The organism is Campylobacter volucris (assembly GCF_008245045.1).
Lineage (GTDB): Bacteria > Campylobacterota > Campylobacteria > Campylobacterales > Campylobacteraceae > Campylobacter_D > Campylobacter_D volucris.
The window spans coordinates 1,154,373-1,169,446 of sequence record NZ_CP043428.1; the positions used below are offsets into that span (position 1 = coordinate 1,154,373).

Genomic DNA, 15,074 nt, shown 5'->3' on the forward strand with positions numbered 1-15,074 from the left:
TAAAAGAAAAAGAAGAATTTATAAAAAGTAGATACTTTTTATAAATTAATGATGTTCATCTATAGTAGTAGCACCACCTAAATAAACATAAGTTAAAATCATAAATATAAATGATTGTAAAAATGCCATAAAGGTTAATAACATATAAGCTGGTAAAGGTGCTACCCAAGGAACAAGCGCTAAAATAACAGCTAAAAATAAATCATCCCCTTTGATATTTCCAAATAAACGGAATGATAAAGATATAACTCTTGAAATGTGAGATACTATTTCGATTGGAAACATTAAAGGAGCTAAAATTTTTACAGGCCCCATAAAATGGGCAAAATATTTAAAAAATCCTTGAGTTTTTATACCCTCATAGTGATAATAAAAAAATACAATAATCGCTAAAGTAGCACTAAAATTTAAACTTGCACTTGGTGCTTCAAAACCAGGAATAATACCAATTAAATTGCTAAAAAATACTATAAAACCTATAGTAGCAACTAACGGAAGATATCTTCTTGCTGCTTCTTCACTACCCATAGTATCTTTTCCCATGCTTAAAATTCCTTCCATATAGGCTTCAGCCAGATTTTGACTTCCCCTTGGAACTATTTGCATGGATTTTGTAGCAAATTTAGCTAACAATATAGAAATAACAACTACTATACCTAAATGAAAAAAATAAGCAAAAGTATGACTAGAATCTATAAAAGAACTAAATAAAAATAAATCTTTCATCAAAAGTCCTTAGTGCAATTTAAAAACGCTCATTATAGAATGATTTTGCTTATATTTTAATGAAATCATTTAAGTATTTTATTAGCAACCAAATATCCTCCTAAAGTAGCACCAGTAAATCCGCCACCTGGAAAAATAAAAGCATTTGCAAAATATAAATTATCTAAAACTTTACTTTTATAATGCAATCTATAATCAATCCCTTCTTTATCTTGAGAAAAACCATATATAGCTCCTTCGTAAGCTCTTGTGTATCTTTGTATAGTTTTTGGAGTAGCTAATTCTTTATGAATTAAATAATCACTTAAATTTGGAAAAATTTCATCAAGTCTTGACACAACAGCATTTAAAACCTTGTCTTTTTTAGCTTTATATTCTTCTTTTGGTAAATCCCATTCATCATAATTAGAGCTAAAAGCTACAACTCCTACGAATTTATCATCGCTTAAACCACTGTCAATTTTAGAATAATTTATAAAAGCCATAGGTCTTTTTGTGATATCTATTTTTAATATATTTGTATCTTCATAAGAACCTTCTAAAAATTCATCTTCAAAAATAAAAGTAGAATAATCCATATCCTTATAAATTTCAGATATATTTTTATCATATATAAAATAAGCACTTACTAAAGATGTGGCTCTTTTTTTAGAATTTAATTTTTCAATTTCTTTGCTTAAATTTAAATCTTTTAACAAATCTTTATAAACTATCAAAGGATCACAATTTGCTATTATTCTATCAGCATAAACATTTATTTTTTCATTGTTTTTTATATACTCAACTCCACAAGCTTTATTATCTTTTGTGATAATTTTTACAACTTCGGCTTTAGATAACACTTCTCCTTTATTTTCTTTGACAATTTCAGCTAAAGCATCGCTTAAAGCACCTGAACCACCTTTTATATAAACTCCACCATCGTAATAATGCTTTTGAGCAATACCATGATAAGAAAATATAAATTCTTTACTATCATGATGATAATAACTTAAATTTGCATTTAATATCTTTTTTAATTTATCACTTTTTATATAAGAATTTAATACATCATAAACTTTTTTATTTGTAATTTTATTTTTCAAAAAAATCCAAGCTGTAGTAAAAGGAAACAAAAAAAGCTCCATAAAATTCATATCCCAAGGAAATCTTCTTACTGAACAAGCTTGTAAATATATATCTTTGAAATATTTATCTATGCCATAAGCGTCATCTTTAAATTCTTTTTTTAAAATTTTTTTAACATTTTCTATACCATGAGGCAAGGTTAAGCTATAGTTTTTACTTTTTATGGTCCAAGCTGTTGGTAATTTTACTATTTTGATTTTATCTTTTAAACCAAGTTTTTCAAAAATCAAATGTTTCATATCAGTTTTTGGATCTCCAAAATCCATCTCATGCAAACCTGCATCTATTAATACACCTTTTCTCTTAAAGCAAGTTGCACAACCACCTATTAAAGAATGCTGTTCTAAGATTAAAACCTTTTTACCATTTTTAGCTAAATATGCACCAGCACTTAATCCTCCAAGCCCAGAGCCTATTATAACAACATCATATTTTACATCCATTCTAAAACCTCTTTTAATTCTTTAGTTATAAAACATTTTATATCTATATTTTCAATAGGTTTATTAGGTATTATAGCGTTTTTAAATTTTTGAGTTTTTGCTTCTTTTAATCTTGCATCTAAAGAAAAAACTTCTTTTATTTCACCATTTAAACTCAACTCACCTATAAAAATACTATCCTTACTCAAAGGACGATTTTTAAAGCTAGAAATAATAGCTGCGACCACAGCTAAATCAGCTCCAGTTTCGCTTATCTTAACCCCACCACTTACATTTATAAAAACATCATATCTACCAAGTGGAATTTCAAGCTTTCTTTCAAGCAAGGCAATAAGCATATCAAGACGATTTTTTTCATATCCTGTAGCACTTCTTTTAGGATAAGAACTCTCACAAACTAAAGCTTGAATTTCAAGCACTAAAGCCCTGCTTCCTTCCATAATAACTCCTAATGCGCTTCCGCTTATGGCCTTAGTTCTTGTAAAAAATCTATTAGAAACATCCTTAGCGCTAATTAAACCCTTATAAGTCATTTCAAAAATACCAACTTCACTTATATTTCCAAAACGATTTTTAAAACTTCTTAGTATTCTTATTTCTTTATTTGCATCACCTTCAAAATAAAGCACAACATCTACCATATGTTCTAAAATTCTAGGACCTGCTATAGCTCCATCTTTTGTTATATGTCCTATCACAAAAGTGCTTATATTGTTTGCTTTAGAAAAACGCATAAGTTCAAAAGTTATTTCTCTAACTTGAGTTATACTCCCAGCTGCTGAAGTTATTTTATTAGAATATATAGTTTGTATAGAATCTATGATTAAAATTTCATAATTATTATTAGATAATTCATCTAAAATATCTTCTAAACAAAGCTCGGTTAATAAAAATAAATTCTTGTCATTAGCTTCTAGGCGATTTGCTCTTAATTTTATCTGCGTTTTACTTTCTTCTCCACTTACATACAAGACTTTTTTACCACTTCTTGCTAAATTTGAAGCTATTTTTAATAAAAGTGTAGATTTACCAACACCTGGCGAACCTCCTATTAAAACCAAAGAACCTACTACCAAACCCCCACCCAAAACCAAATCAAGCTCACTATCTTGAGTGCTAAGTCTTTGAAATTCTTGTATAGTAACATCTTCTATGCATAAAGCCGTGCTTGGTTTGCTTGAAACTTGTTTTAAAATTTTAATTTGCTCTTGTTTTAATTCTATAAAACTATCCCAAGAGCCACAATCAGGACATTTTCCAAGCCATTTATTTTGTTGGTTTCCACAAGCTTGACATTCAAATAAAATTTGTTTTTTAGCCATTTAATCACCTAATTTTTAAAAAATTATATATTAATTAGCTTTTAAATTTCTTTTTACAAGCTCTTCTTTTAAAGGATTTATATTGCTTTTAATCTCTTCTTTTAATAATTTAATATTTGCTATTAAAACCTCAAACAAAAATACATGATCTTTAATCCATGTTGTATTTTTGCTAAGCCATTCTTCTTCATTTTTAGGGTTTAAAACATAAATTCTTGCTAAATTAAATTCAAATTGCTGCAAAAAAGGTCTAATAAATTCATATAAAAAAGTTTTGCAATACTCATCAAGTTTTGTTTTATAAATATCTAAATCATTTATACTTTTAATTATCAATTCTTTCTTGTCTTTAAATGCTGCCAAAGTTTGAATTTTATTTTCTATTTGTATTAGATTTTCAAAATAAAGCTCAAATTTTTTAATAAATTCATCGCAAATTTTTAAATTATCATTAATTACTTTATAACTTTGTAATAACAAATCATCTTGAGCATTCTTATCTAATGGCGATGGTTTTTCAAAAGGCTTTGTTAAATTTTCATCTAAAAATTCTTCACAACACTCTTTAAATGGTTTTTCTATAGTTCCTTCTATCCTAGCTCCACCTTCTGTAGCATTATAAAATTTAAAACCTTTTTTATTAGCTATATAATTTTGTATAGTAAGTCTAAATGTATTCCAAGTACTATGAGTAAAAACTTCGCCATATCCTCCATAAGCTGTAGATAATTCTTTTGTCATATTACTTTCATAACCTGCACCATAAATGTAATCTTTAGGATGCGAACTTCCATCTTCTCCATATGCTAAATCTTGACCTATAAAAATGATATTTTCATGATTAAAATCACACGCTAATTGCAAAGCATTATAAGCAACAGTTCCTCCAGATGGAGATTTTCCAAAATCAAACAAATTTAATTTATCAAAAAATATAGTAGGATATGGGATTAATAAAAATTTTCTATCAGTATTTTCTAAATATTTTATTGTTAAAGGATGTACTAAAGATAACAATATAAATACAATATTCTCATCTATATTTTCATAATTTTGTTTTAATAATTCAGATGTTACTTTAGTTCTTTCACTCATTAAAACAAAATCAGGCCTAATATCATTTTTTGCTAATATAGAATAAGCACTATCAACACAAAATATACTAAATTTATCTTGATATTGCTTAAGCAAAGGAAGTTGTTTGCTTAAAGATGGTCCAGTAGATACTATAATAGCTGATTTTGCTTTTTTATTTTGCTTTAGCCATAAATTTCTTAAAGGTGAATTTTGTATCATTTTAGGTAAATTATAAATAAATTGTATTAAACCTTGTAAAGCATCTTTTATATCATTACCCTGATAAAAAATTACATTTCTTATAATATTGATAATTTTTTCATTTAAATTCAATATATTTTCATGGTATATTTCATAATATTCATTATGCAAATGCAAATCATAAAGTCTTAAAAAGTTAAAAAACGGGGGAGTTTGAAAAAAATTCATTAAATCTAACTCAGAAATATCACTATTTAAAATTATAAGTCTTTGCTCTTTTAATTCTTGAGAAAAATCTATAAAATTAAAGGCTAAATATAAAATTTCAAGTTCATCTTCAAAAACAACTATATGCTTTAAATGATGATTTTGCAATAAACTTTTATATAAAATTCCATTGCCAAAACCATAAAAATACAAAATAGGATATAAAAAATATTTATCATTATAAAAAGAAATTTTTTCTTGCAAATGCAAATTTGGATTTTTATAAATTGGAGTATTGGTTTGTATATTTAAAAAATTTAATTCTATTAACCCCCCCCCATTTTCTATTTTTTGAAATTGATTTATCTTTATATCTTTTAATTTATTATACAAATAAGGATTATTTAATGCGGCTAAATTTTTTGATAAAAAACTCATTTAAAAATAGGCTCCAAAATAGCTTCTAAGTATTCTTTAACATTAAATTCGCAAATATCATCCATTTTTTCACCCACTCCTACATAAATAATAGGCAATTCAAGTTCTCTTGCTATACTAAATAAAGCACCACCTTTTGCAGTTCCATCAAGCTTTGTAATCACCACACCATCTAGCTTTACAAGCTCATTAAAAGCCTTAGCTTGTAAAATTCCAGCTACTCCTTGAGTCCCATCTAATACTAAAATTTTTCTATGTGGAGCTCCTTGCATCGCTTTAGCGCTAATACGAACAATTTTTTCTAATTCATTTGCTAAATTTTTTTGATTTTGTAAGCGCCCTGCAGTATCAAGCAAAACTCTATCATATCCTTTTGCTAAAGCTTTTGATATAGCATCATAAGCAACAGCTGAAGGATCATGTCCTTGAGAAGTAGCGATGATATCCATATCAAGTTTTTGAGCCCAAAGTTTGAGTTGTTCTATAGCTCCTGCTCTAAAAGTATCACATGCTCCAAGTATGACTTTTTCATTATTTTTTTTATGCAAATTAGCCATTTTAGCTATACTTGTAGTTTTACCAACTCCATTTACTCCCAAAATCAAATCAACAAAAGGTTTAGCGTTAATAGTTTGTGGTTTATCATATATAAAATAAGTTCCCATTACGCGCTCTAAATCAGCTTTTTTAACCTCGTCATTTGGTGGTAAATAATAAATAATTTCTTCTACTATTTCATAAGCCACATCAGCTTCTAAAAGCATTTCTTCTAAAAGATCTTTTGTGATGACTTTATTATCTGCTTTGACTAAATTAATACTTTCTAAGGTTTTTTTTAAACCATTTTTTAAAAATCCAAACATTACATTATCACTTTTTGTATATCTATATCTAACATTTCTTCAGGAATCATCCCTAAATACTCTCTTGCTTTTTCACCCTTTGTGTTAAATAAAACCATAGTTGGAACAGAATTAATATTTAATACTTTAGAAAATACTAAATTATTCTCGCCCAAAGTTGCCAAAAAGGCCATTTTATTTTCTTGGATAAAATCAAGTATTTCTTGATCTTTGTTTTCCTCTAAAAAAACTGCAATAATTTCTAGTTGATCTTGATATTTTTTATATAAATTATTCAAATGAGGAATTTGTGCTTTACATGGAACACACCAAGTAGTAAAGAATACAAACAATTTTGCTTTAGAATTATCATCAAAATCAAATTTTTGATCATTGTATTTGACTAATAATTTTTTGCCATCTAAAAAATTTAAAGTAAAATGGATATTTTCACTTTGTGAGATACTCGCACTTTCTTCTTGTACATTTTCTTTTTCGCTAGAACAAGCACTAAAAAAAATCAATACAAAAACAAATAATAAATTTTTTATATTCAAGCATTTTCCTTATGTTTTGTTAAGCTTAAAAGTATAACATAAAAAGTTAAAAACTTAAGGAAAAGCTTGACAAAAAACACTTTTAGACAAATACAAAAAAATAAAATCAATCAATTTACAACACATCAATACAAAAAAGATTTTTTAGTTTTTAAAGAAATATTTAAAATTTTAAAGTCTTTAAAAACATGCAAAAACATTCTCATATACATACCTTTAAAACATGAAGTTGATATTTATAAATTCAGACGCTTTTTTGCGAAAAAATATCAAATTTTTGTTCCATTTATGCAAGATAAAAGTTTAAAGGTAGTAAAATTAAGATTAACTCTTGAAAAAAAAAGTTTTGGAGTGTATGAGCCTAAAAATTCTTTTTTGCAATCTCATATAGATGTAGCCATTGTTCCTGTATTAGGAGTTGATAAAAACTTTAAAAGAATAGGACATGGAAAAGGATTTTATGATAGATTTTTTGCAAATTTAACTCATGATAAGCCAAAAATTATTTTTACACAAATAATTAATGGCAAAAGTGAAGAAAAATTATGTCAAAAGCATGATATAAAAGGTGATTTTTATATCAATTTTTATAAAAAATATTTTAGGAAAGTAAGTAAAAATGATAGAAATTATAGTCGCATTAATAGCCGTTTTTATAGGCGGAGGGATTGGATATATAGTCGCTAAAAAGATTAATGATGCCAATTTTAACATCTTTTTAGAACAAGCAAAAGCAAAAGCAAAAGCTATAGAATACGAAGCTGAATTAATATTAAAAGATGCTAAAAATTCAGTGGCTGAAGCAGAATTTAGCGCAAAGAAAAAATTTGATGAAAAATTACAAAAACTTCAAAAAGAACATTCTAGTAAAATAGAAGATTTAAACAAAAAAGAGCAATTTTTAAATCATCAAGAAAAACTTCATGAAGAAAATAAAAATCAACTCATCAAAGAAAAACAAGACATAAAAGCTCTGATAGAAGAAAATGAGAATTTAAAACAAAAATACACTCAAAAGCTCAATGATGTTTTAAAAATTCTTGAACATTCAGCTGGGCTCACTCAAGAAGAAGCTAAAAGTATAATCTTGCAAAAAACAGAAGAAAAATCAAGAGATGAAATCGCACATATAGTTAGAAAATACGAAGAAGAGGCTAAAAATGAAGCTAAACGCAAAGCTAATTATATCTTAGCTCAAGCTACTTCAAGATTTGCTGGTGAATTTGCTGCTGAAAGGCTTATTAATGTTGTCAATATCAAAAATGATGAGCTAAAAGGACGCATTATAGGCAAAGAAGGAAGAAATGTAAAAACTTTAGAAATGGTTTTAGGAGTAGATATCATCATAGATGATACACCTGGAGCTATTATAGTAAGCTGTTTTAATCTTTACAGAAGAGCCATTGCTACAAAAGTCATTGAGCTTTTGGTTGAAGATGGCAGAATTCAACCTGCAAGGATAGAAGAAATCCATGAAAAAGTTTGCAAGGAATTTGATGATAGCATTTTAGAAGAAGGCCAAACTATAGTGATGGATTTAGGGCTTAATCATATCCATCCTGAAATTATAAAACTCATAGGAAAATTACGCTATAGAGCAAGTTATGGGCAAAATGCTCTAGCCCATTCTTTAGAAGTAGCTCATCTAGCAGGTATAATAGCAGCAGAATGTGGCGGTGATGAAAAATTAGCGCGTAGAGCTGGAATTTTACACGATATAGGCAAAGCCTTAACGCATGAATTTGAAGGCTCTCATGTAGATTTAGGAGCTGAACTTTGCAAACGATATAAAGAACATCCTGTGGTAATTAATGCAATTTATGCTCATCATGGCCACGAAGATGCTACAAGCATAGAATCAGCAGCAGTTTGCACGGCAGATACACTAAGTGCAGCTAGACCTGGTGCAAGACGCGAAGTTTTGGAGGCTTTCTTAAAAAGAGTTAGCGAACTTGAAGATATTGCAAAAAGTAAAGAAGGGGTTAAAAAAGCATATGCAATTAATGCTGGAAGAGAAATTAGAGTCATAGTCAATGCAAAATTAATAAATGATGATGAATCTATACTTTTAGCTAAAGAAATTGCTGAAGAAATTCAAGAAAAAGTTCAATATCCTGGTGAAATTAAAGTTAATGTTATCAGAGAGATAAGAGCTATTGATTATGCAAAATAAGGTCTAATTATGCAAGAAATGATTGATAATCTTAGCACTTATGGATATTTGATTTTATTTTTTTATTCTTTTGGTGGTGGTATGGTTGCTATACTTGCAGCTGGAGTGCTTTGTGCTAGTTCAACAAAACTAGATTTGCATTGGTGTATTTTTTTAGCATTTTTAGCAAACACACTAGGTTCTACTTTGCTTTTTATACTTGGCAAGTATTACAAAAAAGACATCATGCCTTATTTTAAAAACCACAGAAGAAAAATCGCTCTTGCAATGATTAAAATCAAAAAATATGGTGATTTACTCTTAATCATTCAAAAATTTATATATGGAGTAAAAACCATAGTACCTATAGCAGCAGGTCTTTGTAAATTTAGCTTTTTGAGATTTGTAATTATTAATACCCTAGCAAGCTTGATTTGGGCAGTTGTTTTAGGATATGCAGGATTTATTTTTGGAAATACTTTAAAAGAAATGTTTGAAGCTCTTTCAAACTATCCTTATATAGCACCTGTTTTTATAATCACACTAGCTTTAGTTATATGGCTATATTTATCGCGTTTTTCTAAGAAAAAATGAATTTAAAATTCTCTTATCATTATAGAGAATTTTTTATTTTATTTTTGTGTTTTTTAGCTATATTTTTACTCAATATTTTTTATGAATATAAAAACTATCAAAATTTTAAACTCACAAAACATCTTTATCTTAAAGATAATATGATTTTATCAAGTTATACAAAAGAAAATAAATATGGTAAAAAATATCAAGTATTAAAACTTAAAAATTCAAATTTCAACTTTTACACCATAAGCTATAAAAATTTAACTTTTGATAAGAACAAAACACTATCACTTAGAATCATCACTAAAGATATTAGTTTTAAAAATTATCTTAGTAAAAGTTTTTTTGCACCAAGTTATGATTTTAATCAAACTAGCTATATTCAAAATCAAAACACAATCATCAATTATTTTCTAAACCAACATACAAATGAAAAAATCAAAGAATTTTATGGGGCTTTATTTTTTGCAAAAGCTATCTCTAAAGATCTAAGACAAGATGTAAATTTTTATGGCATTGCACATTTAATTGCAATTAGCGGATATCATTTGGGGTTATTGTTTAGCTTTTGTTTTGTGGTATTTGCACCATTGTATGCATTTTTTCAAAAAAGATATTTTCCTTATAGAAGTTTAAAGTTAGATCTTAGCGTATTTGCTTTTGTGCTTTTAATCGCTTATATGTTTCTTATAGATTTTACTCCTTCTTATATAAGGGCTTTGTGTATGGCGTTGTTTGGATTTTATCTTTATAGTAAAAATGTAAAAATTCTAAGTTTTAAATTTTTAGTTTTAAGTATAGTTTTATGCATTAGTCTTTTTCCAAAATTATTATTTAGTGTAGGATTTTTATTTTCTGTGCTTGGGGTGTTTTATATTTATTTATATTTACATCATTTTAAAAATAAATTTTCTAATTTAACCCATATTATTTTTTTAAATTTTTGGACATTTTTAGCTATGATTATACCCGTTTTGTATTTTTTCCCTTTACTAAGCTTGCAACAATTTTTAGCTATACCTCTTAGTATTTTATTTATAATTTTTTATCCTATGGTACTATTGCTTCATATTTTTAATTATGGAAATTTATTGGATTTTTATTTGTTAGATTTTTTTAATATTAAATTTCACAGCATAAATTTTAAAATATCTTTTTGGGTTTATATAGGATATTTATTTTTATCACTACTTAGTATTTTTAATAGATATTTAGCTCTTTTTGTAATTTCTCTTGGGTTTGTGCCCTTTGTTTTCTTGCTCAAATAAAAGATATGCTTTTAAACCCAAAAGATAAATAATCCATGAAATATAAATCCACAAAAAGAAAAATAAAATCACAGAAAAAGAACCATATACATTTAAATATGTTTTATTATATACAGCATAATACACAAAAATAGTTTTAGAAATATACCATATAACAGATGCTCCAAACGAAGTTATAAGAAGTAATTTTAAATTACCTTTTTTACTTAAAGAGCTAGAATATGAAATAAAAAATAAAATCCAAATAATCACATAAGGTAAAATTTCAAAAAAATTTATTCCTATGTTAAATTCATCCAAGGTTTTTTGTATAAGTCCTGAAATATAAAAACTCAAACCCAACCCTAAAGGTGTTAAAGTCACCAAAGTCCAATAAGAACTAATGCTATACCAAAGACTTTTGCTTTCTTCTTGTAAAAGTTTATTGATTACATAATCATATCCTGAAAAAAAAGCTAAAGAAGTAATAGCCATAGCTAAAAGCCCTATTAAGCCTATATTTACACTATTTTTTAAAAAAGTATTGATATAACCTATGATTAGATCTTGCTGAGTTGGGATTAAAAAAGTAAAAATTAAATTTTTTATCTTTTCTTGATACATCTCAAAACTTGGAATTTGAGTAAAAACCCAAAAACACAAAAAAAGCAAAGGAATTAAAGATAATATAGTATAAAAACTTAAAGCTGCAGCATAATTTAAAATTTCTTTATCTCTTAATCCTAAAAGAATTTTTACTATATTTTTAAAAACCATCAAAGTCCCATTTTAAATGGATTTAAAATGTTATTAGGATCAAATGCTTTTTTGATATTTCTCATTAACTCCATTTCAGCTTCACTAAAAGCAAGCTTCATAAAAGGAGCTTTAGAAAGTCCTATTCCATGTTCACCGCTTAAAGTCCCGCCTAAAGATATAGTTAGTTTAAATACCTCTTCTACTGCTTCATATCCTTTTTTAACCAACTCAGGGTTGTTTTTATCACTTACCATGACATTAGTATGTACATTTCCATCACCTGCGTGGCCAAAACAAGGAATTTTAAAACCATATTTTTTAGAAATTTGCTCTATACCTTTTAAAAGTTCAGGCAGCTTTGATCTTGGCACAGTAATATCTTCGTTTAGTTTTAAATTTCCATACATTGTAATACTTTGAGAACAATTTCTTCTTGCAAACCAAATATCTGCTGATTCTTGTTCATCTTTAGCTACTCTAAATTCTCTTGCTTTAGATTCTAAAAAATTTTGTTCTAAAATTTGTAAATCTGCTTTTATAGCTTCTTCTACATTACCATCAACATCAGCTATTAAAATAGCACCTGCATCAGTTGGTAGTCCTTTGTTGAATTTATGTTCTAAAGCTTGTATGCTCAATTGATCTAAAAATTCCATAGAAACAGGAGTAACACCTTTTGATAAGGTCTTATAAACTGCATTCATAGCATCATCAATATTATCAAAAATTCCCATTGCAGTTTTTTTAAATTTAGGCAAGGCTACAAGCTTAAGAGTGATTTGAGTAAGCACAGCCAAAGAGCCTTCACTTGCTATTAAAATTCCAGCTAGATTGTAACCTGCCACATCTTTGATGGTTTTTTTCCCAGCTTTTATGACTTCACCATTTGGTAAAACCGCTCTTAAAGCCATGACATAATCTTTTGTGATGCCATATTTTGCTGCTCTCATACCACCTGCATTTTCGCTGACATTACCTCCTATTGAAGAATACTCCATACTAGCAGGATCAGGAGGATAAAACAAACCAAATTCACTTAAAGCTTTTTGCAAATTTACATTAATCACTCCAGGTTCTACCACAGCTACTAAATTTTCAAGATCAATTTCTAAAATTTTATTCATATGCTTTTCAAAGCTTAAAACCAAGCCACCATTAACCGCTAAAGCCCCGCCTGTATAACCTGAACCTGAACCTCTTGGGATAATAATGATTTTTTCTTCATTGCAATATTTTAAAATTTGGCTAACATCTTCTTCATTTCTTGGAAATAAAACCCCATCGGGCAAATAATGCTTTTTAGTCGCATCATAGCTATATGCTCTTTTATGAACTTCATCAAAAAAAGCATTATCATTTCCTAGTAAATTTTGAAAAAAAATTTTATGTTTTTCTTGCATTGATTATTCTCTAGTTAAATTAATCAATTTTTCATAATAAATATAATAATTTCCTATACTTTCATCATTTAAACTAAAAATATCACTTTTATAACCTGTAATTCTTGAGTAAAATGGGATTTGCAAACTTTGAGCTTGAGGAATTTCAATTTCTTGTAATTTTTCAAAATCTTGGCAATCAACCAATTCAGCTTTTTTTTCTAAAGCTACTACCAAAAGTCCTACAGCATTTTTTGAACAAAATGATCTAAAATCTGATCTTCTTGGAGTTTGGCGATATTCTTGTATCATATGAGCACCAAATAAATCAGGGTGTAAAAAATACAAATCACTAAATTTTTGTGCTATATAGTCATAAACTTTTTTATCAGGAGCGATGATTAAAGCTCTATCATATAAATAATTTAAAACAACTTTATCCCCAACTTCAGGCAAAACATTTGGCAAAGGCATAGCATCTTGAGTAAGCATATCAAAAACTTTAAATTGTAATTTCACAAAACCATTTTCACGGCCTATTACACTAGCTCTTGCTACAATTGTTTTTTGATTTTCAATATTATGTACAACTATACCACTTGAGTGCATCAAAATTTTAGGATCATCTTTTACATAACCATAAATATCTTCTACTTTTTCTAATTTTGTTTGTATTAAATCAAAACTTTTTGCATATGAAAATACTATAAAACAAAAACACATTAGAACAATTTTTATCAATTTTATTCTCCTTTTTTTGGATTAAAAAATAAATTATATTGTTTTTTCCTTACAAAATTGTAAGAAAAATTAAGTAAAATACAAATTTATTTTATTTTGAAGGCTTGAATTTTTAATGATGAAAAAAATTTTTATATCTTTAATTTTATCTATAAAATTATTTGCAATTTCAAGTGTAGAAGAGCTTTCTTGGGAAAATGGTAAAACTTTGCTTGATTTTTTACAAGATCATTCTATACCACTAAGTTTATACTATAATCTAGATGCTGAAGACAAAGAATTAAGTGCAGAAATTTCAAGTGGAGTAAAATATCAAATGCTAAAAGATGATCAAGGCGAGCTTGAGCAAGTTTTAATCCCAATTAGCGATGATTTACAAATTCATATTTATAAAAATATAGAAAATAAATTTGTATTAAGTTTTACTCCAATTTCTTATACAAAAGAAACAAGAACCTTACGAGTGGCCATAAACAACTCAGCCTATCAAGATGTATATGATGAAAGCGGTAGCGTAACTTTAGCTAGAGCTATGGTGCGAGCTTTTAAAAATAGTGTGAATTTTAAAAATGTAAAAAAAGGCGATAGTGTAGTTTTAATCTATGAGCAAAAAAGAAGACTAGGAAGGCTTTTTGGAGATATTAATATCAATGCAGCCTTGGCAAATATAAGAGGAAAAGATTATTTAGTTTTTTTATATAAAGATTCTTATTATAATGCTCAAGGAAAAGAATTAGAAAATTTCTTTTTAATAAAACCTGTTCAATACACAAGAATTTCAGATCGTTTTACTAAAGCAAGATACCATCCTATATTAAAAAGATACCGAGCGCATTTAGGTATAGACTATGCTGCTCCAACTGGAACTCCTGTTAAAAGTGCTGGTGAAGGAGTGATTAGTTTTGTTGGTAATAAAGGTGGTTATGGAAAAGTAGTACAAGTAAAACATATATCAGGCTATATGACTTTATATGCTCATCTACATCGTTTTGCTAAAATAAAACGCGGTCAAAAAGTAAAACAAGGTCAAGTCATAGCCTATGTAGGATCAACTGGTATGAGCACTGGACCACATTTACATTTTGGCCTATATCTTAATAACAAAGCTATAAATCCTGAAACCATAGTAAAAATTCCAAAATCAAGCTTAAGTGGTAAAGATAAAGAGGAATTTTTAAAAATCTCTAAAGAATATCAAAATAAACTTTATAGTGTAACAGAAGATTTTAAAAATCCACCAAAAGAACAAAATATAGAAAATTCAATGGAGCTTTGA

At 27.4% G+C, this 15,074-nt stretch carries 14 protein-coding genes; 5 read left to right on the forward strand and 9 right to left on the reverse strand.

The annotated features are described in order from the left end of the window. Positions 1–45: 45 nt before the first annotated feature. The 6 genes from CVOLT_RS06010 to CVOLT_RS06035 form a co-directional block, all read right to left on the reverse strand. On the reverse strand, positions 46–726 hold the full coding sequence (locus tag CVOLT_RS06010) for a F0F1 ATP synthase subunit A (RefSeq protein WP_039665906.1): 681 nt from the start codon (positions 724–726) through the stop codon (positions 46–48). 65 nt (positions 727–791) lie between these two features. Then, the gene (locus CVOLT_RS06015; RefSeq protein ID WP_069106941.1) at positions 792–2,297 is read right to left on the reverse strand and encodes a phytoene desaturase family protein; all 1,506 of its coding nucleotides are present in this window, start codon (positions 2,295–2,297) and stop codon (positions 792–794) included. Then, positions 2,288–3,619, reverse strand: a complete 1,332-nt coding sequence (gene radA, locus CVOLT_RS06020; protein ID WP_039665907.1) for a DNA repair protein RadA — start codon at positions 3,617–3,619, stop codon at positions 2,288–2,290. Before radA ends, CVOLT_RS06015 begins: the two co-directional genes overlap by 10 nt. A 30-nt stretch (positions 3,620–3,649) precedes the next feature. Then, positions 3,650–5,542 (reverse strand): motility associated factor glycosyltransferase family protein, encoded by a 1,893-nt coding sequence (locus CVOLT_RS06025; RefSeq protein WP_039665908.1) that lies wholly within the window; start codon positions 5,540–5,542, stop codon positions 3,650–3,652. Continuing rightward, complete coding sequence (ftsY, locus tag CVOLT_RS06030) at positions 5,539–6,405, reverse strand: signal recognition particle-docking protein FtsY (RefSeq protein WP_039665909.1); 867 nt, start codon at positions 6,403–6,405, stop codon at positions 5,539–5,541. Before ftsY ends, CVOLT_RS06025 begins: the two co-directional genes overlap by 4 nt. Further along, the gene (locus tag CVOLT_RS06035; RefSeq protein ID WP_039665910.1) at positions 6,405–6,941 is read right to left on the reverse strand and encodes a TlpA family protein disulfide reductase; all 537 of its coding nucleotides are present in this window, start codon (positions 6,939–6,941) and stop codon (positions 6,405–6,407) included. The genes ftsY and CVOLT_RS06035 overlap by 1 nt, the downstream gene beginning before the upstream one ends. Positions 6,942–7,007: 66 nt before the next feature. Here CVOLT_RS06035 and CVOLT_RS06040 point away from each other — a divergent pair, with 66 nt between their 5' ends. Genes CVOLT_RS06040 through CVOLT_RS06055 form a run of 4 tightly spaced genes read left to right on the forward strand, consistent with a single transcriptional unit; the run spans position 7,008 to position 10,940 of the window. Then, positions 7,008–7,628 carry a 5-formyltetrahydrofolate cyclo-ligase gene (locus tag CVOLT_RS06040; RefSeq protein WP_039665911.1) on the forward strand — a complete coding sequence of 207 codons (621 nt, stop codon included), beginning with the start codon at positions 7,008–7,010 and terminating at the stop codon, positions 7,626–7,628. Then, on the forward strand, positions 7,561–9,114 hold the full coding sequence (gene rny, locus CVOLT_RS06045; RefSeq protein WP_039665912.1) for a ribonuclease Y: 1,554 nt from the start codon (positions 7,561–7,563) through the stop codon (positions 9,112–9,114). Before CVOLT_RS06040 ends, rny begins: the two co-directional genes overlap by 68 nt. Positions 9,115–9,123: 9 nt before the next feature. After that, complete coding sequence (locus CVOLT_RS06050; protein ID WP_039665913.1) at positions 9,124–9,687, forward strand: DedA family protein; 564 nt, start codon at positions 9,124–9,126, stop codon at positions 9,685–9,687. Further along, positions 9,684–10,940 carry a ComEC/Rec2 family competence protein gene (locus CVOLT_RS06055; protein ID WP_039665914.1) on the forward strand — a complete coding sequence of 419 codons (1,257 nt, stop codon included), beginning with the start codon at positions 9,684–9,686 and terminating at the stop codon, positions 10,938–10,940. The genes CVOLT_RS06050 and CVOLT_RS06055 overlap by 4 nt, the downstream gene beginning before the upstream one ends. Here CVOLT_RS06055 and CVOLT_RS06060 read toward each other — a convergent pair. The 3 genes from CVOLT_RS06060 to CVOLT_RS06070 are packed head-to-tail and all read right to left on the reverse strand — an operon-like array spanning position 10,884 to position 13,780. Then, complete coding sequence (locus CVOLT_RS06060) at positions 10,884–11,696, reverse strand: ribonuclease BN (protein WP_039665915.1); 813 nt, start codon at positions 11,694–11,696, stop codon at positions 10,884–10,886. The two genes, CVOLT_RS06055 and CVOLT_RS06060, sit on opposite strands and share 57 nt — an antisense overlap. Continuing rightward, on the reverse strand, positions 11,696–13,078 hold the full coding sequence (locus tag CVOLT_RS06065; RefSeq protein ID WP_039665916.1) for a gycolate oxidase, subunit GlcD-related protein: 1,383 nt from the start codon (positions 13,076–13,078) through the stop codon (positions 11,696–11,698). The genes CVOLT_RS06060 and CVOLT_RS06065 overlap by 1 nt, the downstream gene beginning before the upstream one ends. Positions 13,079–13,081: 3 nt before the next feature. Beyond that, positions 13,082–13,780 carry a plasminogen-binding N-terminal domain-containing protein gene (locus CVOLT_RS06070; RefSeq protein WP_052243186.1) on the reverse strand — a complete coding sequence of 233 codons (699 nt, stop codon included), beginning with the start codon at positions 13,778–13,780 and terminating at the stop codon, positions 13,082–13,084. Positions 13,781–13,913: 133 nt separating this feature from the next. Between CVOLT_RS06070 and CVOLT_RS06075 the strand changes: the two genes are divergently transcribed. Next, on the forward strand, positions 13,914–15,074 hold the full coding sequence (locus CVOLT_RS06075; RefSeq protein ID WP_456263933.1) for a M23 family metallopeptidase: 1,161 nt from the start codon (positions 13,914–13,916) through the stop codon (positions 15,072–15,074).

Excerpts from the sequence above, each read along its gene's own strand:
- CVOLT_RS06060 (WP_039665915.1), bottom strand. The coding sequence starts at position 11,696 with ATGGTTTTTAAAAATATAGTAAAAATTCTTTTAGGATTAAGAGATAAA.
- CVOLT_RS06050 (WP_039665913.1), top strand. The coding sequence starts at position 9,124 with ATGCAAGAAATGATTGATAATCTTAGCACTTATGGATATTTGATTTTA.
- rny (WP_039665912.1), top strand. The coding sequence starts at position 7,561 with ATGATAGAAATTATAGTCGCATTAATAGCCGTTTTTATAGGCGGAGGG.
- radA (WP_039665907.1), bottom strand. The coding sequence starts at position 3,619 with ATGGCTAAAAAACAAATTTTATTTGAATGTCAAGCTTGTGGAAACCAA.
- ftsY (WP_039665909.1), bottom strand. The coding sequence starts at position 6,405 with ATGTTTGGATTTTTAAAAAATGGTTTAAAAAAAACCTTAGAAAGTATT.
- CVOLT_RS06010 (WP_039665906.1), bottom strand. The coding sequence starts at position 726 with ATGAAAGATTTATTTTTATTTAGTTCTTTTATAGATTCTAGTCATACT.
- CVOLT_RS06075 (WP_456263933.1), top strand. The coding sequence starts at position 13,914 with ATGATGAAAAAAATTTTTATATCTTTAATTTTATCTATAAAATTATTT.
- CVOLT_RS06070 (WP_052243186.1), bottom strand. The coding sequence starts at position 13,780 with ATGTGTTTTTGTTTTATAGTATTTTCATATGCAAAAAGTTTTGATTTA.
- CVOLT_RS06025 (WP_039665908.1), bottom strand. The coding sequence starts at position 5,542 with ATGAGTTTTTTATCAAAAAATTTAGCCGCATTAAATAATCCTTATTTG.
- CVOLT_RS06065 (WP_039665916.1), bottom strand. The coding sequence starts at position 13,078 with ATGCAAGAAAAACATAAAATTTTTTTTCAAAATTTACTAGGAAATGAT.
- CVOLT_RS06055 (WP_039665914.1), top strand. The coding sequence starts at position 9,684 with ATGAATTTAAAATTCTCTTATCATTATAGAGAATTTTTTATTTTATTT.
- CVOLT_RS06015 (WP_069106941.1), bottom strand. The coding sequence starts at position 2,297 with ATGGATGTAAAATATGATGTTGTTATAATAGGCTCTGGGCTTGGAGGA.